Raw genomic sequence first — 23379 nt, 5'->3', positions numbered from 1 at the left:
GCGTCACCGACCCGAGGAGGCAACCCATGGCTGCTCGCTCCGACCTGCCGAAGTACACGGTCCCGTCGCTCACCCCTGAGGAAGGGGCGAAGATCGCCGGGATCCTCCAGGAGCGGCTGCACGCGCTCAACGACCTGCAGCTCACGCTCAAGCACATCCACTGGAACGTCGTCGGCCCGCACTTCATCGCGGTGCACGAGATGATCGACCCGCAGGTCGACGCGGTCCGCGCGATGGTGGACGCGACCGCCGAGCGTATCGCGACCCTCGGCGTCTCCCCGCAGGGCACGCCGGGCGCGCTCGTCGCCGCCCGCACCTGGGAGGACTACTCCCTGGGCCGCGCGTCGACGATCGCGCACCTCGGCGCGCTCGACGAGGTGTACGTCGGCGTCATCACGGCCCACCGCGAGGCCGCCGCCGCGACCGAGGAGCTCGACGACGTCACGAACGACCTGCTCATCGGGCACCTGCACGACCTCGAGCTCTTCCACTGGTTCGTCCGTGCCCACCTGGAGTCGACGGGCGGCGACCTCTCCACCGAGGGCGCACGCACCGAGGCCGGCGCCGCGCGCAAGGCCGAGGAGGCCGCGGCCGGTCAGCCCTGACCCCGCTCCCCTCCTGCGCCGTCGGCCCGACGGCGACCGGGCCCCGTCACGCGAGTCGTGACGGGGCCCTCGCTCTTCTGGGCAGGTTGGTGAGGTGATCGCCTGGGCGGTTGCTGCTTCTGGTGCGCTTGGCACACTATTTATATCAGAGAGCGCATAGAGTCGCGGCATGACCGACCAGCACAGCTCGCCACCGCCCGTCCGCCAGCTCCGCCTCGTCCTCGAGGCGGAGGACTACGACGCCGCGCTCGCGTTCTACCGCGACGTCCTGGGCCTCCCCCAGCAGATCGCCTACGCGGACGGCGAGGACGACCGGGTGGCGATCCTCGACGTCGGGCGAGCGACGCTCGAGATCGCCTCCCCCGGCCACGCGCGGGCGATCGACGACGTGGAGGTCGGGCGACGGGTCGCGGGGCACCTCCGGGTCGCGCTCGAGGTGGACGACGCCGGCGACGCGACCGACCGGGCGGTCGCCGCCGGTGCTTCGCTCGTCGCCCCGCCGACGCGCACCCCCTGGGGCTCGCTCAACTCACGCCTCGACGCCCCCGCCGGCCTCCACCTCACGCTGTTCCAGGAGCTCGGCGGCGAGGAGGGCGTCCCGCCCGGCGTCGTCGCCGAGACCGGGCCCGGCGACGATCCCGCTCCCCACCGGGGCTGACGCCTCGACCCAGGCCCGCCGGACCTGCTCGAAGCGCGTCGGGAGCGGCGCGCGCACGGCCCCGTAGCGCGCGTTCGTACGGTGCACGAACCGCCGCCACGACAGCACGAGGCCCTGCTTCGTGATGGGCAGGCCGCTGGACACCGTGACGCCGTTGTCGTGCGTGTGGTGGACCGTGAGCAGCAGCGCGCGCGGCACCGACCCCTCGAGGTCCGCCGCGAGCACCTCGCGCACCGCCATCCAGCGGCGCAGCACGACGACGACGCTCGCGCTCAGCACGTGCTCGCGCACCGTGCGGTGCTTGCCGTGCGTGAGCACGACCCTCCCCTCCCCCGCGCGCTCCGTCGCCGGGCCGAGGTCGATCGCGTCGGCCGTGCAGCGCAGCAGGTCGCCGTAGCGCGCGCCCGTCGCGCGCGTGAGGCCGGCGATCACCGCGAGGCGCACGGTCTCCGGCTTCGCCGCCTCGACCATCGCCTCCGTCGCCAGCAGGCGCCACACCCACTCGGCCTCGTCGAGCGTGACAGTGGGGCGCGGGTAGCGGGACGCGGCTCCGGCGCTGGTCGCGGCACCGGCGGTCGTGCCGCCCGCCGTGTCGGGGCTCGTGGGTGACGTCGCGTCGTCGGGCATGGGAGGACCCTACCGCTTGGCACACTTTTCTTGTCGAAGTAACGCTCGGGCGCGTCGCGGTCGGGCCCGTCACGACTCCGTGATCACCGAATTGAATACCTATGCAGAATCCTGCATACTCGTGCCCATGTCCAAGGTTCTCACCTCCCTGCCCGTGGGAGAGCGCGTCGGGATCGCGTTCTCCGGGGGCCTCGACACGTCCGTCGCCGTCGCGTGGATGCGCGACAAGGGCGCGGTGCCGTGCACCTACACCGCCGACATCGGCCAGTACGACGAGCCCGACATCGGCTCCGTGCCCGGTCGCGCGACCGCCTACGGCGCCGAGATCGCGCGCCTCGTGGACTGCCGCGCCGCGCTCGTCGAGGAGGGTCTGGCCGCGCTCGCGTGCGGCGCGTTCCACATCCGCTCCGGCGGTCGCGCGTACTTCAACACCACTCCCCTGGGCCGCGCGGTCACGGGCACGCTCCTCGTCCGCGCCATGCAGGAGGACGACGTCCAGATCTGGGGCGACGGGTCGACCTTCAAGGGCAACGACATCGAGCGGTTCTACCGCTACGGGCTGCTCGCCAACCCGCACCTGCGCATCTACAAGCCCTGGCTCGACGCGGACTTCGTCGCGGAGCTCGGCGGGCGCAAGGAGATGTCCGAGTGGCTGCTCGCCCACGACCTGCCGTACCGGGACAGCACCGAGAAGGCGTACTCGACGGACGCGAACATCTGGGGTGCGACCCACGAGGCGAAGACGCTCGAGCACCTCGACACGGGCATCGAGACCGTCGACCCGATCATGGGCGTGCGGTTCTGGGACCCCGCGGTCGAGATCGCCACCGAGGACGTGACGATCGGCTTCGTCCAGGGTCGTCCGGTGACGATCGACGGGCAGGAGTTCGAGTCGGCCGTCGCGCTGGTCCAGGAGGCCAACGCGATCGGCGGCCGCCACGGTCTCGGCATGTCCGACCAGATCGAGAACCGCATCATCGAGGCCAAGAGCCGCGGCATCTACGAGGCCCCCGGCATGGCGCTCCTGCACGCCGCGTACGAGCGCCTCGTCAACGCGATCCACAACGAGGACACCCTCGCGCAGTACCACACCGAGGGCCGCCGCCTCGGCCGCCTCATGTACGAGGGCCGGTGGCTCGACCCGCAGGCGCTCATGATCCGCGAGTCGCTGCAGCGCTGGGTCAGCACCGCCGTCACCGGCGAGGTCACGCTGCGCCTGCGCCGCGGCGAGGACTACTCGATCCTCGACACCACCGGGCCCGCGTTCAGCTACCACCCGGACAAGCTCTCGATGGAGCGCACCGAGGACTCCGCGTTCGGCCCGATGGACCGGATCGGCCAGCTCACCATGCGCAACCTCGACATCGCCGACTCGCGGGCCAAGCTCGAGCAGTACGCCGGCATCGGCATCGTCGGCACCACGCACGCGGCGCTCATCGGCGCCGTGCAGGCCTCCACCGAGCTCATCGGCGCGATGCCCGAGGGCGGCGCCGAGGTCATCGCGTCGCGCGGCATGGCCGAGGGCGACGACGCGCTCCTCGACCGCGCCGCGATGGAGTCCGGCACGGACTGACCGCCACGACGCCCACCGACGGCGCCCGGGTCGACGACCGACCCGGGCGCCGTCGCGGCTAGGCTCGCAGCGTGAGTGCAGGCACCGGGGAGCTGTGGGGGACGATCGCCGGACCCGTCGACCACGAGCTCGTCGTCAAGAAGTCCCGCTTCCTCGCGCACCTCTCCCCCGTCCCGTCCGTCGCCGCCGCCGACGCCGTCGTCGCGCGCGTCCGCAAGGAGCACTGGGACGCGCGCCACCACTGCGTCGCGCTCGTCGTCGGCCCCCACGCCGACCAGCAGCGCTCCACCGACGACGGCGAACCCTCCGGCACCGCCGGCATCCCCATGCTCGAGGTGCTGCGCCACCGGCACGTGACCGACGTCGTCGCCGTCGTGACGCGGTACTTCGGCGGCGTCCTGCTCGGCGCCGGCGGCCTCGTGCGCGCCTACTCGAGCGCGGTGAGCGAGGCGCTCGACCTCGCGCGACCCGTGCGCCGCGCCGTGCTCACCGCGGTGCACGTCGACGTCCCGCACGCCGACGCCGGGCGCCTCCACGGCGTCCTGCGCGACTGGTGCGACCGCCACGACGGCACGCTCGAGGGCGTCGACTACGGCGCGACAGCCGCGTTCACCGTCCTGGTCCCTCCGGCCGAGCTCGACCGGTTCGACGCCGACCTCGCCGCCGCGTCGTCCGGCACCCTCGTCGCACGCCGCGGCGACAGCCGCGTCGTCGACGTCCCCGACTGACCGCCAACCCCCCAACCGCACGGGGAGCACCCCACCCGCGAGGTAGAGCCCTGGTTGCGCGAGGCAGAGCCGTCGTCGCACGAAGCAGAGGCCCGGTCACGCGAAGTGGAGCCGTCGTCGCGCGAAGCAGACCTGCTCGCAGATCGATGACTGCTCGCTCGACCCGTCGGTGCAGGCGACCACGACAAGCCGGGGCGCCGCCGCCGTCGGGCCGAGAGCCGAGAGCCGAGAGCCGAGGCGAGTCGAGGCGAGGCGAGGGCACCGCACCCGCCCGGCGCGTGCGGTGCCCGGCCGACCACGCCTCTACCTCGGCCGTCCCGACTCTGCCCCCGCGTCAGGCGCTGACGCCGTCCGGGCCGACGACGGCGCCGTCGGGGACGCGGGCGGAGCCGCCCGGGTCGGCGAGCTCGGCGTCGCCGGTGACCGTCACGCCGGAGCCGAAGGTCCAGTCCCCGCGCACCGTGAGCGATCGGGCCGCGCGCAGGGACGGGGTGCCGTCGTCGAACCGGGCGTCGAACGCGGCGATGGTCTTGTAGTGCGCGGGGTCGAGGTCCACGAACGGCGCGTCGGTGCGCGCGACGAACCGGTACGCGTCGTCGAGGTCGTAGACGTCGGAGCGGAGCACGAGGAGGTCGTTCGTCGTCTTCACCGGCAGGAACCGGTCGCGGCCGACCTCGATCGCGACGGCGCCGTCGAACACCTCGACCGCGGCCCCCATGGCGGACTCGATCTGCACGACCTCGGGCGACGACGGGTCGGTCGGGTCGACGGTCTTGGTGTTCTTGATGAGCGGGAGCTCGAGCACCCCGCCGGTGCGGTCGAGCTCGGCCGACAGCGCCTCGAGGTCGAACCACAGGTTGTTGGTGTTGAAGTACCGGTGCCGGCCGATGTCGGCGGCGGCGTCCTGGTCGTCGGCCGGGGTCTGCGCCGTCTCGCGCAGGACGAGGCGCCCGTCGCTGCGGCGCACGACGAGGTGGCCGCCCTTGCGGTCCGCGGGCGTGCGGCGCGCGACCTCGGCGGCGAAGGGTGCCCCGCTGGCGGCGAACCACCCGGCCATCGCGGCGTCGGGCGCGGCACCGAGGTTGTCGGAGTTCGAGACGCTCGCGTAGCGGTACCCGGCGTCGAGGAGCGCGCGCAGCGCGCCGGACGCGTAGAGGGCGGTGTACAGGTCGCCGTGGCCGGGCGGGCACCACTCGAGCTCGGGGTCGGCGGGCCAGTCGACGGGCGTGAGGTCGCTCGCGAGGAGCTTGGGCTCGCGGTTCTGCAGGAAGTCGAGCGGGAGGTCGTCGACCGCGAGGTCGTCGTGCGGGGCGAGCGCGGCGAGGGTGTCGGCCTGCGTGCGGAACGAGTTCATGAGCAGCAGCGGCAGGGGTGCGCCCGTCGCGCGCCGGGCGGCCCGCACCTGCGCGACGATGACGTCGAGGAAGGTCAGCGGCCCGCCGTCGGGGCGCTGCGGGTCGGCGTCGCGCACGGTGAGGAGCGACTTGGCGCGGTCCATGCCCATCGAGGTCCCGAGGCCGCCGTTGAGCTTGATGACCGCCGTGCGGCGCAGCGCCTCGCGAGCGGCGTCCTCGGGCACCTCGAGCTCGTCGCGGTGCGTGACGTCGGTGAGCGGCTCGACATCGGCCTCCGGGATCATGCCGGTCGCGCCGGACTCGAGGAGCCGGTAGAACCGGGCGAAGACGTCGACGGCGGCGGGGGCGACGCCCGCGTCGCGCATGCGGTCGGTGGACTGGCTCAGGCCCTGGCTGCTCATGCCCCGATGGTAGGGGCGTGGCGCGCTCCGGGCCCGGTGCGGCGGTCGGCCGGAGCGCGGGTGAGACAGGGCTCACAGCCCTACCGTGGGCAGATGGCGGACGTCCTGCCCGACGACGTGGCGACCTGGCTCGGGTCGTGGTTCTGGGCGCCCGGCTACGACGTCGCGCGCGAGGTGCTGCAACGGGGCACCGCGGCGGTCCTCGTCGTCGCGTTCCTCGTCGTCGTGCGGCAGTGGCGCCCGCTGCTGGGCGAGCGCGGGCTGCTGCCCGCCGCGACGTACGTGGCGCGCACGACGTGGCGCGACGCCCCGAGCGTGCTCCGGTGGCGGTGCTCGGACCGGTTCGTCGCCGCGCTCGCGTGGGGCGGGGCGGGGCTGGCGGCGCTGCTCGTCGTCGGGGTGCCCCAGCGCGGGCCGTGGTGGCTGACGACGCTCGCCTTCCTCGTGCTGTGGGCGGCCTACCTGTCGGTGGTGAACGTCGGGCAGCGCTTCTACGGGTTCGGGTGGGAGTCGCTGCTGTGCGAGGTGACGTTCCTCGTGGGGTGGCTGGGCTCGTCGGGCGGGGGCGCCGCTCCCCCGCTGCTCGTGCTGCTGCTCGCCCGCTGGTGCCTGTTCCGGGTCGAGCTCGGCGCCGGGCTCATCAAGGTCCGCGGGGACCGCGCGTGGCGCGACCTCACGGCCCTGGACCACCACCACGAGACGCAGCCCCTCCCCGGCCCGTTCTCGTGGCACGCGCACCACCTGCCGCGGTGGTGGCACCGCGTCGAGGTGGCGGGCAACCACGTGACGCAGCTCGTGGTGCCGTTCGCGCTCTTCGCGCCGCAGCCGGTCGCGAGCGTCGCAGGCGGGGTCGTCGTGCTCACGCAGGCGTGGCTCCTCGTGACGGGGAACTTCGCGTGGCTGAACTGGCTGACGATCGTGCTCGGGCTCGGTGTCGTGAGCGACGGCGCGTGGGCGGCCGTCGGGTCGTGGCTCGTGCCCGCGCTCGGTCGCGGCGAGGATCCGGTGCCCGACGGCGGGGCCGCCCCGGGCGGCCCGGTCGCCCTCGTCGTGGCCGTGCTCGCGGTGTCGGCGCTCCTGCTCGTCCTCGGCGTGCGCCCGGCGCGCAACCTCGTCGCGCGCCGGCAGCTCATGAACGCGAGCTTCGAGCCGTTCCGGCTCGTCAACGCGTACGGCGCGTTCGGCTCGGTCTCACGGCGCCGCGACGAGGTGGTGGTGGAGGGGACGACGGCCCGCTCCCCCGGGCCCGACGACTGGGTCGAGTACGCGTTCCGCGGCAAGCCGGGCGACGTGGGGCGCCGCCCGCCGCAGGTCGCGCCCTACCACCTGCGCCTGGACTGGCAGATGTGGTTCCTCGCGCTCGGGTCGCCCGGCACGCGCTGGTTCGAGGTGCTGCTGCTCCGGCTCCTGGAGGCCGACCGCCCGACCCTGCGGCTGCTCGCGGCAGACCCGTTCGCCGACGATCCCGACGGCCCCGCCCCGCGGTGGGTGCGGGCCCGCGTCTTCCGCTACCGGTACACGACGCGCGCCGAGCGGCGACGCACCGGCGACTGGTGGGTGCGCGAGGAGCGCGGGACGCTCGTCGACCCGGTCGACCGCCAGCGTCTGCGGCTGCTCCTGGGCCCGCGGGCCTGAGCGGCCGGCGGCGGGCCAGCCCCGCGCGAGGCGGCCCGCGGCGGCCCGGCGCGACGGTCCTACTCGAAGCGGGACGGGTCGCCCGCACCGACGCGCACGACCTCGGGGGCGCCGTCGGAGAAGTCGACGACCGTCGTCGGCTCGCTCCCCCGCTCGCCGCCGTCGACGACCGCGTCGACGACGTGGTCGAGCTCCTCCTTGATCGCCCAGCCGTCGGTGAGCGCCTCGGTCGAGCCGGGGAGGATGAGCGAGCTCGACAGGATCGGCTCCCCGAGCGCGGCGACGATGGCCTGGGCGACGGTGTCCTCGGGGATGCGCACGCCCACGGTCTTCTTCTTGGGGTGCGCGAGGCGGCGCGGGACCTCGGAGGTCGCGCGCAGGATGAACGTGTACGGCCCGGGGGTGGCGGCCTTGATCGACCGGAACGCCGCGTTGTCGACCATGACGAAGTGGCCGAGCTGGGCGAAGTCGGCGCACACGAGCGTGAAGTGGTGCCGGTCGTCGAGGTGGCGGATGCGGCGGATGCGGTCGGCGCCCTCGCGGTCGTCCATGCGGCAGCCGAGCGCGTAGCCGGAGTCGGTCGGGTAGGCGACGAGGCCGCCGTCCTCGAGGAGGGCGACGACCTGCGCGATCGCGCGCGGCTGCGGGTTGTCGGGGTGCACGTCGAGGTAGCGGGCCATGGGGCGAGCCTAGGCCCGGGGCCGCGGTCCGGCCGCCGGGACCGTCGTCGTCGCGCGCCCCGGCCCCGGTGCCGCTACCGGGGCAGGTGCGTGGACACCCGGAGCAGCTCCGCCGGGCTCGCGTTGCCGCCGGAGCAGACGACGCCGACGCGCCGGCCGGCGAACCGGGCGGGGTCGGCGAGGACGGCGGCGAGGGCGGCGGCGCCCGCGCCCTCGGCGACGGTCCGGGCCGCGGTGAGGTAGAGCGCGGCGGCGCGGTCGATCGTGTCGTCGTCGACGAGGACGAAGTCGTCGAGGTGCTCGCGCAGGACGGCCTGGGTGAGCGCGAAGCCGGTGCCGGTGGCGAGCCCCTCGGCGCGCGACGTGTTGGGCCGGGCGACGAGGTCGCGTGCGCGCCAGGAGTCGTGCGCGGCGGGCGAGGCGCCCGACTGGACGGCGACGACCTCGAGCCCGGGGGCGAGCGACTGGGCGACGAGGCAGGCTGCGGCCGCGCCGCTCCCCCCGCCCACGGGGACGACGAGCACGTCGAGGTCGGGGGCGTCCGTGAGGAGCTCGAGGTACGCCGTCGCGACCCCGGCGACGAGGAGCGGCTCGTTCGCGGCACTGACGAGCCGGGACCCGTCCTCGGCCGCGAGCGCCGTGGCGTGCTCGCGGGCGTCGTCGAAGGTGGTGCCGGAGAGGACCAGGCGGGCACCGAGGTCGCGGACGGCGTCGGCCTTGGTGGGGTTGGGGTGGGTGGGCATGACGATGGTGCAGGGGGTGGCGGTCGTGCGGGCTGCGTGGGCGACGGCCTGGGCGTGGTTGCCGGTGGAGAAGGCGGTGACGCCGTGGGCGCGCTCGTCGGGGGTGAGGCGCAGGAGGAGGTTGAGGGCGCCGCGGACCTTGAAGGCTCCGGTGGGCTGGTGGTTCTCGTGCTTGACGACGACGTGGGCGGCGGTGGCGCGGTCGAGCGCGGGGTAGGTGCGGGTGGGGGTGGGCTGGAGGTGGGTGGCGAGGAGGCGGCGGGCGTCGAGGACGTCGCGCAGGGTGGGCGGGGCGAGGTCTGCGGGGGCCATGGGTCCACGGTCCCGCGGGTCGTCTCATCGGTCCAATGCCTGTTCTGTGCGGAACGATCGATGCGATCTATGCTTCGCGCATGAGGGCGTGGACGTGGACCTGACGCGGCTGCGGGTGCTGGCGGCGGTGGCGCGCGAGGGGTCGGTGACGGGGGCGGCGCGTGCGCTGCACTACGCGCAGCCGTCGGTGAGCCACCATCTGGCGCGTCTGGAGGCGGCGGTGGGGGTGCCGCTGACGGAGCGGCACGGCCGGGGCGTGCGCCTGACGGCGGCGGGTCGGCTGCTCGCGGCGCGGGCGGAGGAGATCCTGGGGCGCGTGGGGGCGGCGCGCGAGGAGCTGGACGCCCTGGTGTCGTTGTCGGCGGGCCGGGTGCGGCTGGCGGCGTTCCCGTCGGCGCTGGCGACGCTGGTGCCCGACGTCGTGGGTCGCCTGGCGCGCGAGCACCCGGGTCTGGGTGTGGGGCTGGTGGAGGCGGAGCCGCCGGAGGCGCTGGACGCGCTGCGACGCGGTGCGGTGGACGTGGCGCTGGTGTTCGAGCACGACCGGTCGCCGCTGGACACCGCGGGGCTGCGCGCGGTGCCGGTGCTCGCGGAGGAGCTGTTCCTGGTCCGGTCGGGTGCCGACCCGCGCCCCGGCGCGCACGACGACACCCGCGACGACCCGCACGACGAGGCCGCGGCATCGTCCGCGGAGGGACCGGTGGACCTCGCGCCGCTCGCGGACGCGGCGTGGATCGCGGGCTGCGAGCGGTGCCGGGCGGACCTGGTGGGCCGGTGCGAGCGCGCGGGGTTCACGCCGCGCGTCGCGTTCGAGACGGACGACTACGTCGCGGTCCAGGCGCTGGTGGCGTCGGGCGTGGGGGTGTCCCTGCTCCCTGCGCTGGCGCTGCGGGCGCACCGGGACCCGCGCGTGGTGGTGCGCCCGCTCCCGGGCGCGGCGCGCCGCGTGCTCGCGGTCACGTACGGGGAGCGCCCGTCCCCGGGTGCGACGGCCGTGGTCGAGGGCCTGGTGCGCGCGGCGGGCTGACCGCCAGGCGGGCTGAGCGTCAGGCGGGCACGACGACGGCGGGCGCCGCGAGCACGAGGAGCACGACGCACACGCCCGCGACGGCCATGGAGAGCGCGAACGGGGCGCGGCTGCGGGGGCGCGCGACCCCGACGGCGCCTGCCGCGAGGGCGAGCACGAGCGCGACGGCGCCGAGGGCCCACGTCACCGGGCCGGGGGGCGTCGGGGGTGCGACCACGACGAGCAGGGACGCCGCGGCGAGCAGCACGGGGGCGAGCACGGAGCTCGTACGGCGCCCGAGCCGGTGCGGCAGGCCGCGCACGCCCGTGGCGGCGTCGTCCTCGAGGTCGGGCAGGGTGTTCGCGACGTGCGCGCCGACGCCGAGCAGCGCGGCGGCCGCGACGGCCCACGGGGCGGGGCGGCCCTCTCCGGGGGCGGCGAGCACGACGAACACGGCGAGCAGACCGAAGGACACGGCGTACGGGGCCCAGGACCACCACGTGGCCTTGAGCCGCGCGTTGTACGACCACGCGACCCCGACGGCGACGACGTGCACCACCCCGGGCAGCAGCCCGGTCGCGACGGACAGCACGACGCACGCGGCGAGCGCCACGAGCGCCGCCGTGCGCAGGGTCGCGGCCGTGACGAGGCCCGACACCACGGGCTTGTCGGCGCGTCCGACGGCGACGTCGCGGCGCGCGTCGAGCCAGTCGTTGGACCAGCCGACGGAGAGCTGGCCGGCGAGGACGGCGAGCGCGACGAGCGTCGTCGTGCGGGCGCCCGCACCGATGCCCGCGGAGAGCGCGAGGGCGAACGCGGTGACCATGACGGTGGGCGGGAAGTGGCTCGCGACCACGAGCCCGCGCACGAGCCCTCGCGAGCGACCGGTCACCATGGCGGCAACCTAGCCCGCCGCCGGGCCGCGCGCCCGGTGCCAGGCCGGTCGTCGCGGTGCACCCCTCCCCCCGCGCGGGCGGACCGGGCCGGTGGGACGATGCGGGCATGTCGCGCGTCGTCGCCGTCGGGACCTCGCTTCCCGCGCATGCGTACCGCCAGGACGAGATCTCCCGGGTCACGAGCGAGCTGCTCACCGACGACCCGGTCCGCCGTGCGCTCACGCGCCGGCTGCACGCCCACGCGGGCGTCGAGACCCGTCATCTCGCGCTGCCCCTGGAGGACTACGGCGGGCTGTCCTTCGGCTCCGCCAACGACGCCTTCCTCGCGCTCGGGACCGACCTCGCGGAGCAGGCGTGCCGCGCGGCGCTCGACGACGCGGGCCTGCGCCCGGACGAGGTCGACCACGTGGTGCTGACCACGGTCACGGGCGTGGGTGCGCCCACGCTCGACGTGCTCGTCGCGGCCCGGCTGGGCCTGCGACCGGACGTGCGCCGCACGCCGTCGTTCGGGTGGGGCTGCGCCGGGGGCGCGGCGGGCCTGGCGCGGGCGGACGACCTGCTGCGGGGTCGCCCGCGGGACGTCGCGCTCCTCGTCGCCGTCGAGCTGTGCTCCCTGACGCTGCAGCGCACCGACCCGTCGACGGCGAACATCGTGGCGTCGGGCCTGTTCGGCGACGGCGCGGGGGCGGCCGTCCTCGTCGGGGACGAGCACCGCCTCGCCCGCCGCCCGGGCCCGTACGGGCGGGCGGGCGCGGGCGTGCACGCCCGGGGGGTGCGCGTCGTCGACTCGCGCTCGCACCTGCACGCGGGCACGACGGGCGACCTGGGGTGGCGGGTCGGTGACACGGGGTTCGAGATCGTGCTGTCGGCACGCCTGCCCGAGCTCATCGGGGCGCACCTGCTGGGCGACGTCAAGGCCCTGCTCGCCGAGCACGACCTCGAACCGGCCGACGTCGGGGCGTGGGTCGTGCACGCGGGCGGTCCGCGCGTCCTGGACGCGGTGCGCGACACCCTGGGTCTGGCCGAGGAGGAGCTCGCGCTGAGCCGGGCGTCCCTGCGCGACGTGGGGAACCTGTCGTCGGCGTCGGTGCTGCACGTGCTCGGCGCGACCCTGGCCCGCACGGACGTGCCACCCGGCGCACCGGCCGTCCTCATGGCGTTCGGCCCCGGGGTGAGCACCGAGCTCGTCCTGCTGCGGCTCGACGGCCGCGGCCCGCGCCGGACGCCCGCGCGACAGGCCGGTCACGCTGCCGGGCACGCGCCCGCCCCGGGCGAGGAGGTCCAGGGATGAGCCTCACCTGGTACGTGGTGCTCGTCGGTGCCACCGCCGTCGAACGGCTCGCCGAGCTCGTCGTCTCGGCCCGCAACGCCCGCTGGTCGTTCGCCCGGGGCGGGGTCGAGTCGGGCCGCGGGCACTTCCCGGCGATGGTCGCGCTGCACACGGGGCTGCTGCTCGCGTGCGTGGCCGAGGCGTGGCTCGCCGACCGGCCGTTCCTGCCGTGGCTCGGCTGGCCCATGCTCGTCCTCGTGCTCGCGAGCCAGGGCCTGCGCTGGTGGTGCATCGCGACCCTCGGGCCGCGGTGGAACACGCGCGTCATCGTCGTGCCGGGTCTGCCGCTCGTCGCGCGCGGCCCCTACCGGTGGCTGCGCCACCCCAACTACGTCGCCGTCGTGGTCGAGGGCGTCGCGCTGCCGCTCGTGCACTCGTGCTGGATCACGGCCGTCGCGTTCACGCTGCTCAACGCCGTGCTGCTCGCCCGCTTCCGCATCCCCGCCGAGGAGCGCGCCCTCGCCCGCGCGACCGCGGCCGGCGCCGCCGCGCACCCGGCCGTGCCGTGACCCCTCCCCGCCCGACCGAACGCCGCACGACCGACCGCGACGTCGACGTGCTGGTCGTCGGCGGCGGGCCCGTCGGGCTCGCCGCCGCCCTGCACGCCCGCCGCGCGGGGCACGACGTCCTCGTGGTCGACCGCCGCGCGGGCGTCATCGACAAGGCGTGCGGCGAGGGGCTGCTCCCGGGCGCGCTCGCCGCGGTCCTCGCCCTCGGCGTCGACCCGCCGGGCCACCCGCTCGCCGGCATCAGCTACCGCGACCCCACCCGCCACGCCGACCACCCGTTCGCCGCCGGCCCGGGCCGCGGCGTGCGACGCACCGCGCTGCACGCCGCCCTGCGCGAGCGCGCGCTCGCCGAGGGCGTCGCGATCGAGCACGCCACGCTCCGGGCGCTGCGCCAGGACGCCCGCGGGGTCGACGTCGTGCTCGGCGCGGCGCGAGGACCCGCCGGGGCGGCTCCCGAGGCGGACGACGGCGCGGACGAGGTCGTCCGCGCGGCCCGGGTGCTCGGCTGCGACGGGCTGCACTCCACCGTGCGCCGCCTCACCGGGCTCGACGCCCCACCGCACGGGCGCGCGCGGTTCGGCCTGCGCACCCACTACCGGCTCGCGCCGTGGAGCGACCTCGTCGAGGTGCACTGGGCGCCGCACGACGAGGCCTACGTCACCCCGGTCGCGCCCGACGTCGTCGGCATCGCCGTCCTCTCCCACCGCGACGGCACCCGTACCACGCCGCGAGGAGCGCACCACGGGCTCGACGCGTTCGCCGAGCTCGCGGACCGCGTGCGCGACGCCCCCGTGCTCGGGCGCGTCCGCGGCGCGGGACCGCTGCGCCAGCGCGCCCGACGCCGCACCGCCGGGCACGTGCGCCTGGTCGGCGACGCGTCCGGGTACGTCGACGCGCTCACCGGCGAGGGCGTGCGCGTCGGGCTGGCCCAGGCCGAGGCCGCCGTGCGCCACCTCGACGACCCGGCCGCGTACGAGCGCGCCTGGTCCCGCGCCACGCGCGACTACCGCGTCCTCACCTCCGGCCTGCTCGCCTGGGCGGGCAGCCCTGCCCGCCGCGCCATCGTCCCCGCCGCGAGCGCCGCACCGTGGCTGTACGGGGCGGTCGTGGAGCGCCTGGCCCGCTGACGACGCCGCGCTGTGGGCACCTGCGGCTACCGTGCGGCCATGACCTCGCTCGACCTGCACGTCGTCCCTGACCGCTTCCTGCTCGGCCACGTCCCGGGCGCCACGTTCCCCGAGGACGACGAGTGGGTGGCGCTCGTGCGCGCCCCCGAGGGGCTCACGGTCGTGCGGCACGCGTCCCCGTTCGACGACGCCGAGCGGTGGGCGGGGTTCTACGGCTCGGCCCACGGGCTGGAGACGGCGGGGGTGCTCTCCTCCGTCGTCGGGCCGCTGGGCGAGGCGGGCGTGCCGGTGTTCGTCGCGTCCACGTTCCACGCGGACCTCGTGCTGGTCCCGGAGGCGCGGCTCGAGCAGGCCACCCGGGTGCTGCGCGACGCCGGGCACGCGGTCGCCGCTCCTCGGTGATCCGGGGGTCGCCGCCCGTCGTCGGGCCTGGTCCCCGCACCCGCCGACCTCGGCCTCGCCGACGGCCGCACGGCAGGTCCCGGCGTGGTCGCCCGCCCAGGCAGACCCCGGTGACGCGTGCGACGCCCTCGGTGCTCCGCTGACGATCGTCCCGTTCACCGGCGGCCAGCGCGACGATTCCGGCACCCCCGCGCTCCGCCGCGCGGCCGGTCAACCGCGCGCAGCCGCTCCCTCGGCCCTGTCGAGCAGATCGCGCGCGCGGTCACGCGGGAGGAACGCGAGGAGCGCGTCCTTCTCCCCCACGCGCACCCGCTCGGCCACCTCGAAGCCGAGGGCACGCATCCGGGCGTGCGCCCGCTCGTTCGCCGCGTCCGGCTCGACGACGATCCGGTCCACCCGCGGGTCGGCGAAGCAGAACGCGACGACCAGCGGACCGACGGCGGCCCACAGGTCCGCCCCGCGCGGGCCACGCCCGCCGAGGAAGAAGTGCAGCCCGACGTCGCCCGGCGCCACCGCGTACGCCTCGCCGACGGGGTCGTGCTCCGGCTCGTACGTCTGCAGGAGCGCGACGGGGTCGTCGTCCCACCGCACGAGGAACGCGTGGTGCGTCGGCAGCGACCCGACGTACGCGTACAGGTCGCGCAGCTCCGTCCGGGACAGGTCCCCGAGGCCCCAGAACCGTGCCCAGGGCCGGGTCACCCACGCGTGCAGCACGTCGAGGTCCGCATCCGGGTCGAGGACGCGCAGCGTCAGGCGGCCGCCGCCCGGCGCGTGGTGGGAGAGCAGCAGCTCGCCGGGTGCGCCGGTGCGCAGGCGGCCCAGGGCGGGCAGATCAGTCGCGGTCATCGGGTCTCCTCGTGGCGCAGCAGGGCCCAGTCGGTCACGACGGGCACGGTCTCGGCGTCCGCCCAGGCGGCGAGCCGGTCGGCGAAGTGGGGCGAGCGCGGGTCGCCGCTCGCGCCGAACGGCACGCCCCAGCGGCTCGCGTCCCGGTCGGCGAGGTCCCACACCCAGCGCGCGACCGACCCGCGCACGCACACGTCGCTGACCCCCGGCACGCTCGCGGTGCAGCGCACCGTGTCCGTGTCGCCCCCGAGCGGCACGTCCGGCACGCGCGGGACCGGTGCGCCCGGCACGTCGAGGAGCACGTGCAGCCCCAGCACGCGGTGGGTGTCGCCCCACACCGGCGTCGGGCCCGGCGCCTCGTCCCGCTCCGGCACGACGTCGGCGAGCGCGGCCCACGCGAGCGCGGCGCCGTCGATGCCGAGCCACGCGGCACCGAGCAGCGCGGGCAGCGCGTCGGCGACGCGCGCGGTGAGCGACAGCCACGGCGCGAAGACCGGGTCGAGGCCGTGGGGCGCGTGCAGGGACGCGAGCGCGGGGTGCGCCACGACCCGGCCGACGAGCGCGCCGCGCCAGGCCGCGAAGAGCGCCGCGTCGGCGCTGTCCGCGTCCATGCGCCGGTCCCACGCGCGCAGCCGCCCCGCCGCGCGGACCGTCGCGGGATCGGGACGCACGCCGGTGCCGTGCTCGGCCTCGGCCTCGGCCCCGGTCCCGCCGCCCGGGCCACCGACGTCGCGGTCGAGCCACCGGAGCAGGTCGTCCGCGCCGCCGAGCAGCGTGTCCGCGTGGACGCGCGACTGGTCCGCCGCGGTCGCGTCGTCGCCCGCGGCCGCGAGCAGCGCCCGGATCCGCCGGGCGCGGTGCGGCGGGGCGTACGTGCGGCCCAGGTCGAGGTCGGGCCGCGCGGGCCGCTCGTTCGCGTCGACCGCGACGTCGTCGACGACGACGGGCGGGGGCGGCACGACCCACGGGCGGGCGCGCCCGGCGTCGGCCCACCCCGGCAGGGGCAGCGCTCGCTCGGCCGGGTCGCGGCGAGGCACGCGCCCCGCCGTCACCGACAGCACGGTCTCGCGGTCGGCCGCCAGCACGCGGTCGACCGGGTCGACCCAGGTCGCGAACGCGTCCGTGACGTCGCGCGCCGACCGGACCCGCAGGAGCCGTCGCCACGCGGCGACCCCGAGGTCGGCGTCCACACGTGCGGGCAGGCGCACGGCGAACGTCCGGTCCGGGTCGTCGGGCCCGCCCGTGACGACGACGCCGCGCGCCGTCTCGATCGTCTCCACCCGGTGCTCGACCGGGCCGCCCGCCGCGCGCACCCGCACCGTGGCGACGACGACGTCCGCCGGCTCCGGGCCGTCCGGGCCCTCCGTGACGACCCCGCCGTCCGCCGAGCGGTGCAGCCTTTCCGCGACGACGTCCACGTGGTGCGCCATCGCGTTCGTCACGCCCCACGCCGCCGCGCCCGCGTGCCCGAAGTGCGGGACCCCCGGGACACCCGGGAACGCGAGCCCGACGACGTCGTACGCGTCGCACGCCAGGCGCACCTGCTGGTAGACGCCCGGCAGCTCCAGGAGGCGGTGCGGGTCGCCCGCGAGCAGCGGCGCCCCGGCGCGCGGCCTGGTGCCCGCGAGCGCCCACGCGTTCGACCCCGAGCCGGGTCCGCCGTCGACCGCGAGCAGGTCGAGCACCGCCGTGCGGGGCACGTCGGGGCGGGACCGCGCGACCGCGGCCCCGAGGGTGCGCGCGACGTGGTCGCGCCACAGCACGTGTGGGAAGCCGGAGAACAGGACGTGCGCGACGAGGAAGACGCCGAGGGGCGCCCACGCGGGCCACGGCTCGTGCGGGGGCAGGTCGCCCCCGCCGGGCCACGCCGGGTCGGCGAGGGCGTGCATCTCGGGCACGTCGCGCCCGCGGTCGAGTCCGTCATTGACGCCCGCGGTGTACGCGTCGACCCAGGCGCGGTCGTCGTCCGCGAGCGCCGCGTAGGCACGGCGCGCGGTGTCGGCGAGGCGCACGCGGTGGGCGAACCGGTCCCAGGCGAGGCCCGGCTCGCCCAGGCGCTCGGCGAGCCGTCCCTCGGCGCGCCACCGGTCGACCTCGATCTGCCAGCCGCGGTCGAGCGCGGTGACGTACCCCTGGCCGCGCGCGAGCGCGAGCTCGTCCGTGGCGCGCACGTGCGGGACGCCCCACGCGTCGCGGTGCACCTCGAACCCGCCGGGGCCCGCCGTCACGTCAGCCCTCCCGCGCGGCGGGGTTGGCGAGCGTGCCCGCGTACAGCAGGGACGCGGACTGGTCGGCGAGGTCGACCATCTGGAGCGTGTTGCGCAGCTGGAGGCGGTTGAGGCACGAGTGCGCGAACCGCGGGGCGCGCAGGTCGACGCCGCTGCGCAGGTCGGGGTGGTCGGCGCGGTGGGCGTCGAGGCACTCCGCGACGAGACGCCAGAACCGGTCCTCGGGCAGCACGCCGTCGCCGGCGAGGATCGCGGCGAGGTGGCGCAGGACGCCGTCGAACACGTCGGTGAAGATCGCGAGCGCCTTCTCCTCGTCGCCGACGACGGCGCGCACCCGCTCGACGCCGGGCGGGAGCGGCGCGCCGCCGAGGACGGCGACCTCCTCGCCGACGTCCTTCATGACCGCGCGGACCACGACGTGGTCACGCAGGACGAGGATGAGGTTCTCGCCGTGCGGCATGAACGCGAGGTCGTGCGCGAGGAGGGCGTGGGCGAGCGGGCGCAGGTAGGCGTCGAGGTAGGCGCGCACCCAGTCGGCGGGGTCGAGCCCGGAGGCGCGGACGAGCGCGGTCGCGTGCGCGGCGCCGTCGGGGTCGCGGTGCAGGAGCGCGGCCATGGTGGCGAGCCGCTCCCCGGGCGCGGTGCGCGGCACGGGGCTCTCGCGCCACAGGGCGGCGAGCATCTTGCGGTGCGGGGACGGCGTGGCGGTGCGGTGGTAGACGTCGCCGGTGTACCCGATCGAGGCGAGCTCGCGCAGCACGGTGAACCCGCGGCCGCCGAGCTCCGGGTCGGCGGCGACGAGGTCGGCGACCCAGTCGTTGATCGCGGGGGTGTCCCGCATGTACGCGGGCGACAGCCCGCGCAGGAACCCCATGTTCTGGATCGCGAGCGCGACCTTCACGTAGTGGCGGCCGGGCCGCGTGAGGTTGGACAGCGTGCGGATCGACTGCTGCGGCTGGTACTCGTCGGCGCCCGGCCCGAGCGGGACGAGGTCGCCGCGTGCGACGTCGGCCGCGAACGTGATGGGCACGCGGTGCTCCCACTGCCACGGGTGCACGGGGAGGTAGAGGTAGTCGGCCGGGTCGAGGCCGCGCGCGGCGAGCCGGTCCGCGAACGCGGCGCGCTCGTCGGGCGTGAGCTCGGCCCCGTAGTGCGTCTCTTCTTCGAGGCCGGCGCCGAGCGCGAGGTGGGTGTGCTCGCGCCGCGCGGCGAGCCACAGCAGGCGCACGCGGCCACCGTTCTCGGGCGCGTACGCGCGGTACTCCGCCAGGCCGAACCCGATGCGCCCGTTGTTCGCGACGAACCCCGGGTGCCCCTCCGTCATGGCCGCCTCGACCTGCTGGAACGACGCGTCGAGGAGGTCGGTGGCGCTCGGCCCGCCGGTGCGCTCGTACCGCTCGAGCTTCGCGGTCGCGCTCGCGAGCGTCGACGACACCTCCTCCAGGTAGGTGGCGAGCAGGTCGTCGGGGATGCGCAGGTCGGGCTGGAGCTCGACGACGAGGTCGAGCGCGTCGACCGGCAGCTCGCGGGGCGCGCCGGCGCGGCCCGCGCCCGCCGGGTCGCCCGCGTCGTCCGGCAGGTTCGGCAGGTCCGGCCGGTCCTGCGTGGGGCGTCCGTCCCTCACGGTGCGCCGGATCGACGCCTCGTCGAGCACCCAGTGCTCGAGCGCGTACCGCCGCGCGCGGAAGCGGTACTCCACCGCGCCGTCCGCGACGGGCAGCACGTACTGCCCCGGCCCGTTCGCCTCGACCGGCCAGACCTCCGCGCGCGGCGCGAGCAGCCGCTCGTGGGTGAGCTCGGCGATCGTCTTCGCGACGAGGTGGCGGTGCGCGCGCTCGGCGAGGTCGGGGCGCAGGTGCGGGGCGAGGTCGACACCGTCGCCGAGCGGGCTCGCGTCGAGGTCGGCGCGCGTCGCGACGGCGAGGTGCGCCGTCTTGCCCGGGAGGTCCACCTCGCGCAGCACGCGGAACCCGGCCGCGGCGTTCTTCGCCGCGATCGCGGCGTTGCGCACGTCCGGCTCGACGACGACACGGCGGGCGCCACGGCCCGCGGGGTCGAGGCAGAACCGCACGACGGCGCCCATCACGGCCGAGGTGAACCCGCCGCGCGGGGGCCCGGCCGGGGGCGCGACGAGGAGGTGCATCCCGACGTCGCCGGGCTCCAGGAGCGCGGCGGCCGCGGGGACGTCGGCGAGCGTGACGCGCGCCGGGTCGTACGTCTCCACGAGGAACGTCGGCGCACCGTCGACCCGGCCGAGCCACGCGTCCTGGTGCGGGTCCGCGCGGACCGCCGCGAGGTAGTCGCGCACGCCGTCGACGTCGAGGTGGCCCAGCTGCCAGAACGCCGAGCGGGGGTGCACGAGCCAGCCCTGCACGAGCGCGGCGTCGCGCACCGGGTCGACGGGCTCGAGCGAGACGTCCGCGCGGCCGTCGCCGAGCCGGACCCGCACCGCGAAGGCGGCGCCCGGGCTCGCGCCCGACGCCGCAGCACCTGACGCCGTCGGGCCCGGCGACGGCACGGCCGACGCCGTCGTCGCCGTGGTGGTGGCGCTCATCGAGCCTCCCCTCCCGTGCGCTCGCCCGCCACGACGCGCGCCGCGGCGTCCGACGTGGCGGGCGTCGTCACGGGAGTGGTGGCCGGGGACGGAGAACCCGCGGGAGCCGCGTCGTCGGGCAGGCCGAACGTCTGGAAGGCGATGCGCTCCTCCACCGGGTACACCTCGCGCCCCGTGACGGTCCGCAGCACGACGGCGTTGCGCCACGCGGCGAACCCGAGGTCCGGCGCGGTGATGCCGTGGGTGTGCTCCTCACCGTTGAGCACGTGGACCCGGCGCGCGTCGTCGACCGTGTAGTCGCGTGCGACGTCGAACCGCCCGAGCTCGTCGAACCGGAGCAGGTGACGCACCGGGTCGAGGAACGCCGGGACCGAGGCGGCGTAGCCCGTCGCGACGACGAGCGCGCGCGTGCGGCGCTCGACCTCCCGCCCGAGCTGCGCGTGCCGCAGCCGCAGCACGTACTCCCCCGCCGGGGCGGCGGCGCCGGGCTGCCCTGGCACGCTCTCGTCGTCGCGCCCGCCGGTGGTCGGCCCGTAGCGTGCGGCGACGACCTCGGTGTCGGTGAGCAGCGTCGTCGGCACCGGGCGGTCGAGGCTCAGGCGGTACAGCGCGTCGTAGATCTCGTCCACGAGGTCGCCGCTGATCCCCTTGTACAGGCCCCGCTGCTCACGGCCGAGGAGCTGGCGCAGCTCGAGCGGCAGCGCGTGGAAGTGGTCGGTGTACTCCGGCGACGTCATCTCGAGCGTGAGCTTCGTGTACTCCATAGGGAAGAACCGCGGCGAGCGCGTCACCCAGTCGAGGCGGTACCCGGGGCGCCTCGCGTCGCCGTGCACGCCGTCGAGCAGGTCGCGGTAGACCTCGGCGGCCGACTGCCCGCTGCCCACGACCGTGACCGAGCCCGCGGCCGCGAGCGCGTCGCGGTGCGGCAGGTACTGCGCGCTGTGCACGAGCGGCCCGGCGCCCGGGTGCTCGCCGCGCGCGACCTCGTCCGCGAGCGCCCGCAACGCGGGCGGCAGCACCGGAGAGGTCCCGACGCCGAGCACGAGGTGGCGGCCCCGGTGCTCCTCGGTGCCGGTGACGCTCCCGTCGGACGCGAGCGTCTCGGCCCGCACGACGAACGCGTCGGCGGCCGGGTCGTGCTCGACGGCGACGACGCGCCGCGACCAGCGCAGCGAGCCCAGGCGGGCCGCGACCCAGCGGCAGTACGCGTCGTACTCGGCGCGCAGCGGGTAGAACGACTCGCGGATGTAGAACGGGTAGAGCCGGCCCGTGGCCTTGAGGAACGCGAGGAACGAGTACGGCGACGTCGGGTCCGCCATCGTGACGAGGTCGGCGAGGAACGGGACCTGGATCGTCGCGCCCTCGATCATCATGCCGGGGTGCCAGCGGAACTCGGGCGCGGCGTCGAGGAACACGGCGTCGACGTCGTCGAGGGGCGCGGACAGCGCGGCGAGGCCGAGGTTGAACGGCCCGATCCCCACACCGACGACGCCGCGCACGCGCGCCGGGTCGTGGGGCGCGGGCGCGGGGACGGGCGGGCTCGCCGTGGGAGCGGTCGTGGTCATCGGGTCACCGCCCCGGCGGTCGCGAGGGACGCCACGAGGTCCGCGGCGTGCGTCGCGACGTCGTCGTCGTGCAGCAGCTCGTCGCGCTCGACGAGCGCCTGGGCGGTCGTGCGCACGAGGTCGAGCACGTGGCGCACGTCCGCGAGCGTGACGGTCGGGTTGAGCAGCGTGAGCTTGAGGCACGGGACGCCGTCGAGCACCGTCTTGGCGACCACCGCGCGACCGGACTCGAACAGCACCCGCCGCACGAGCGGCACGAGGCGGTCCGCGTGCGCCGCGGACAGCCCGGGCGGCTCGTACCGGAACAGGACCGTGGAGAGGTCCGTCCGGCCCAGCACCCGCAGGTCGGGGTCGTCCGCGAGGTCGGCGTGCACCTGCGCGGCGAGGTCGCACACGGCGTCGACCATCGCGCCGACCCCGCCGGGCCCGAGCGCGCGCAGCGTCGTCCAGAGCTTGAGCGCGTCGAAGCGGCGGGTGGTCTGGAGCGACACGTCGACCTGGTTCGGCTCGGCGTTCTCGCGCGGGTTGAGGTAGTCCGCGTGGTGCGCGACGCGCTCCAGGTCGGCGCGCTCGCGCACGAGCAGCGCGCTCGCCGACACGGGCTGGAAGAACGCCTTGTGGTAGTCGACCGTCACCGACCGCGACCGCTCGATGCCGTCGAGCAGGTGCCGGCGCGTCGGGGACACCAGGAGCCCGCACCCGTAGGCGGCGTCGACGTGCAACCACACGTCGGCCGCGTCGCACACGTCCGCGACCGCGGCGAGCGGGTCCACGCAGCCGCGGTCGGTCGTGCCGGCGGTCGCGACGACCGCCATGACGACCTCGCCCGCGCCGTGCACCGCGTCGACGGCGGCCGCGAGCGCCGCGGGCACGACCCGCCCGTCGGCGTCGGCCTCGACCCGCACGACCGCGTCGTCGGCGAGGCCGAGCAGCAGGGCCGAGCGCGCGACGCTGAAGTGGCTGGACCCCGCCGCCAGGACGCGCAGGCGCGGCAGGACGGCCGAGCGCCCGAGCCCGTCGCGGGTGGCGCGCTCGACGGCGCGCTCGCGGGCGAGGAAGAGCGCGTGGAGGTTGGACTGCGTGCCGCCCGACGTGAGGACGCCGTCCCCGGCGACGTACCCGACGCGGCCCGCGGTCCAGCCGACGACGCGACGCTCCATGAGGGTCGCGACGGTCGACTGGTCGTAGGTGTCGACGGACGTGTTGATCGCGGCGAGCAGGGCCTCGGCACCGACCGCGGGCAGCGCGACCGGGCAGTTGAGGTGCGCGGCGTAGGTCGGGTGGTGGAACCACACGGCGTGGGTCGCGTAGAGGTCGGCGGCCTCGCGCAGCGCCGCGTCGGTCCCGACGCCGGGGCCGTCGAGGTCGGTGGCGTCGACGAGCGCGGCCAGGTGGGCGCGGCTCGCGCCGGACCAGGGCTGGTCGACGGCGGCCACGCGCGCGGCGACGTCGTCCACGACGGCGTGCAGGGTGCTCGCGTAGGCGCCTGCGGTCGCGCCGGTGAGCAGCGCCGGGGCGGTCGGGGTACCGTGCGCGGGCGCGACGGATCGTGCTGAGAGCATGCGAGGCTCCAGGACGGGGAGAGGACCGCCGCGGAGC

At 76.3% G+C, this 23379-nt stretch carries 19 protein-coding genes; 10 read left to right on the top strand and 9 right to left on the bottom strand.

The window, feature by feature from the left end; all coding sequences use genetic code 11:
* Nucleotides 1–26 precede the first annotated feature (26 nt).
* The 4 genes from AC3WT4_RS04445 to AC3WT4_RS04430 all read left to right on the top strand — a co-directional run bounded on the left by AC3WT4_RS04445 (nt 27) and on the right by AC3WT4_RS04430 (nt 4191).
* Nucleotides 27–605, top strand: coding sequence for a Dps family protein (locus tag AC3WT4_RS04445; protein WP_074806464.1), 579 nt, complete (start codon nt 27–29; stop codon nt 603–605).
* 169 nt (nt 606–774) lie between these two features.
* Nucleotides 775–1263, top strand: coding sequence for a VOC family protein (locus AC3WT4_RS04440; RefSeq protein WP_108049639.1), 489 nt, complete (start codon nt 775–777; stop codon nt 1261–1263).
* A 754-nt stretch (nt 1264–2017) separates the two neighbouring features.
* Complete coding sequence (gene argG, locus AC3WT4_RS04435; RefSeq protein WP_108049635.1) at nt 2018–3463, top strand: argininosuccinate synthase; 1446 nt, start codon at nt 2018–2020, stop codon at nt 3461–3463.
* Nucleotides 3464–3534: 71 nt separating this feature from the next.
* Nucleotides 3535–4191 carry a YigZ family protein gene (locus AC3WT4_RS04430; RefSeq protein ID WP_400109337.1) on the top strand — a complete coding sequence of 219 codons (657 nt, stop codon included), beginning with the start codon at nt 3535–3537 and terminating at the stop codon, nt 4189–4191.
* Nucleotides 4192–4525: 334 nt separating this feature from the next.
* Here AC3WT4_RS04430 and AC3WT4_RS04425 read toward each other — a convergent pair whose 3' ends face one another.
* Nucleotides 4526–5947, bottom strand: a complete 1422-nt coding sequence (locus AC3WT4_RS04425) for a UTP--glucose-1-phosphate uridylyltransferase (protein WP_108049632.1) — start codon at nt 5945–5947, stop codon at nt 4526–4528.
* Nucleotides 5948–6040: 93 nt separating this feature from the next.
* Here AC3WT4_RS04425 and AC3WT4_RS04420 point away from each other — a divergent pair, with 93 nt between their 5' ends.
* The gene (locus tag AC3WT4_RS04420) at nt 6041–7582 is read left to right on the top strand and encodes a lipase maturation factor family protein (protein WP_492314824.1); all 1542 of its coding nucleotides are present in this window, start codon (nt 6041–6043) and stop codon (nt 7580–7582) included.
* 59 nt (nt 7583–7641) lie between these two features.
* Here AC3WT4_RS04420 and AC3WT4_RS04415 read toward each other — a convergent pair whose 3' ends face one another.
* A complete protein-coding gene (locus AC3WT4_RS04415; RefSeq protein WP_076404853.1) occupies nt 7642–8262 on the bottom strand; it encodes an L-threonylcarbamoyladenylate synthase in 621 nt (206 codons plus the stop codon).
* Nucleotides 8263–8336: 74 nt separating this feature from the next.
* Nucleotides 8337–9317 carry a threonine ammonia-lyase gene (locus AC3WT4_RS04410; RefSeq protein ID WP_492314823.1) on the bottom strand — a complete coding sequence of 327 codons (981 nt, stop codon included), beginning with the start codon at nt 9315–9317 and terminating at the stop codon, nt 8337–8339.
* Nucleotides 9318–9411: 94 nt separating this feature from the next.
* Here AC3WT4_RS04410 and AC3WT4_RS04405 point away from each other — a divergent pair, with 94 nt between their 5' ends.
* Nucleotides 9412–10344, top strand: a complete 933-nt coding sequence (locus AC3WT4_RS04405) for a LysR substrate-binding domain-containing protein (protein WP_492314822.1) — start codon at nt 9412–9414, stop codon at nt 10342–10344.
* 19 nt (nt 10345–10363) lie between these two features.
* Here AC3WT4_RS04405 and AC3WT4_RS04400 read toward each other — a convergent pair whose 3' ends face one another.
* On the bottom strand, nt 10364–11218 hold the full coding sequence (locus AC3WT4_RS04400) for a UbiA family prenyltransferase (protein WP_074806485.1): 855 nt from the start codon (nt 11216–11218) through the stop codon (nt 10364–10366).
* 107 nt (nt 11219–11325) lie between these two features.
* Between AC3WT4_RS04400 and AC3WT4_RS04395 the strand changes: the two genes are divergently transcribed.
* Genes AC3WT4_RS04395 through AC3WT4_RS04380 form a run of 4 tightly spaced genes read left to right on the top strand, consistent with a single transcriptional unit; the run spans nt 11326 to nt 14587 of the window.
* Nucleotides 11326–12510 (top strand): type III polyketide synthase, encoded by a 1185-nt coding sequence (locus tag AC3WT4_RS04395; protein ID WP_108049623.1) that lies wholly within the window; start codon nt 11326–11328, stop codon nt 12508–12510.
* Nucleotides 12507–13058, top strand: a complete 552-nt coding sequence (locus AC3WT4_RS04390; protein WP_492314821.1) for an isoprenylcysteine carboxyl methyltransferase family protein — start codon at nt 12507–12509, stop codon at nt 13056–13058. Before AC3WT4_RS04395 ends, AC3WT4_RS04390 begins: the two co-directional genes overlap by 4 nt.
* Nucleotides 13055–14185 (top strand): NAD(P)/FAD-dependent oxidoreductase, encoded by a 1131-nt coding sequence (locus AC3WT4_RS04385; RefSeq protein ID WP_492314820.1) that lies wholly within the window; start codon nt 13055–13057, stop codon nt 14183–14185. Before AC3WT4_RS04390 ends, AC3WT4_RS04385 begins: the two co-directional genes overlap by 4 nt.
* Nucleotides 14186–14224: 39 nt before the next feature.
* A complete protein-coding gene (locus AC3WT4_RS04380; RefSeq protein ID WP_074807246.1) occupies nt 14225–14587 on the top strand; it encodes an ACT domain-containing protein in 363 nt (120 codons plus the stop codon).
* 210 nt (nt 14588–14797) lie between these two features.
* Here the strand turns inward: AC3WT4_RS04380 and AC3WT4_RS04375 are convergent, their stop codons facing one another.
* Genes AC3WT4_RS04375 through AC3WT4_RS04355 form a run of 5 tightly spaced genes read right to left on the bottom strand, consistent with a single transcriptional unit; the run spans nt 14798 to nt 23342 of the window.
* Nucleotides 14798–15433 carry a GNAT family N-acetyltransferase gene (locus AC3WT4_RS04375; RefSeq protein WP_492314819.1) on the bottom strand — a complete coding sequence of 212 codons (636 nt, stop codon included), beginning with the start codon at nt 15431–15433 and terminating at the stop codon, nt 14798–14800.
* Nucleotides 15430–17661 (bottom strand): penicillin acylase family protein, encoded by a 2232-nt coding sequence (locus tag AC3WT4_RS04370; RefSeq protein ID WP_492314818.1) that lies wholly within the window; start codon nt 17659–17661, stop codon nt 15430–15432. Before AC3WT4_RS04370 ends, AC3WT4_RS04375 begins: the two co-directional genes overlap by 4 nt.
* Before the next feature lies 1 nt (nt 17662).
* Nucleotides 17663–20215, bottom strand: coding sequence for a GNAT family N-acetyltransferase (locus tag AC3WT4_RS04365; protein WP_492314817.1), 2553 nt, complete (start codon nt 20213–20215; stop codon nt 17663–17665).
* Nucleotides 20212–21780, bottom strand: coding sequence for a lysine N(6)-hydroxylase/L-ornithine N(5)-oxygenase family protein (locus tag AC3WT4_RS04360; protein ID WP_492314816.1), 1569 nt, complete (start codon nt 21778–21780; stop codon nt 20212–20214). The genes AC3WT4_RS04365 and AC3WT4_RS04360 overlap by 4 nt, the downstream gene beginning before the upstream one ends.
* Nucleotides 21777–23342, bottom strand: coding sequence for a pyridoxal phosphate-dependent decarboxylase family protein (locus AC3WT4_RS04355; RefSeq protein WP_492314815.1), 1566 nt, complete (start codon nt 23340–23342; stop codon nt 21777–21779). The genes AC3WT4_RS04360 and AC3WT4_RS04355 overlap by 4 nt, the downstream gene beginning before the upstream one ends.
* Nucleotides 23343–23379 lie beyond the last annotated feature (37 nt).

It is taken from the genome of Cellulosimicrobium sp. EB106-03-01-XG111 (assembly GCF_058792115.1).
Note: the sequence above shows the minus strand (reverse complement) of the source record. Positions and strands in the feature narration are given on the sequence as shown.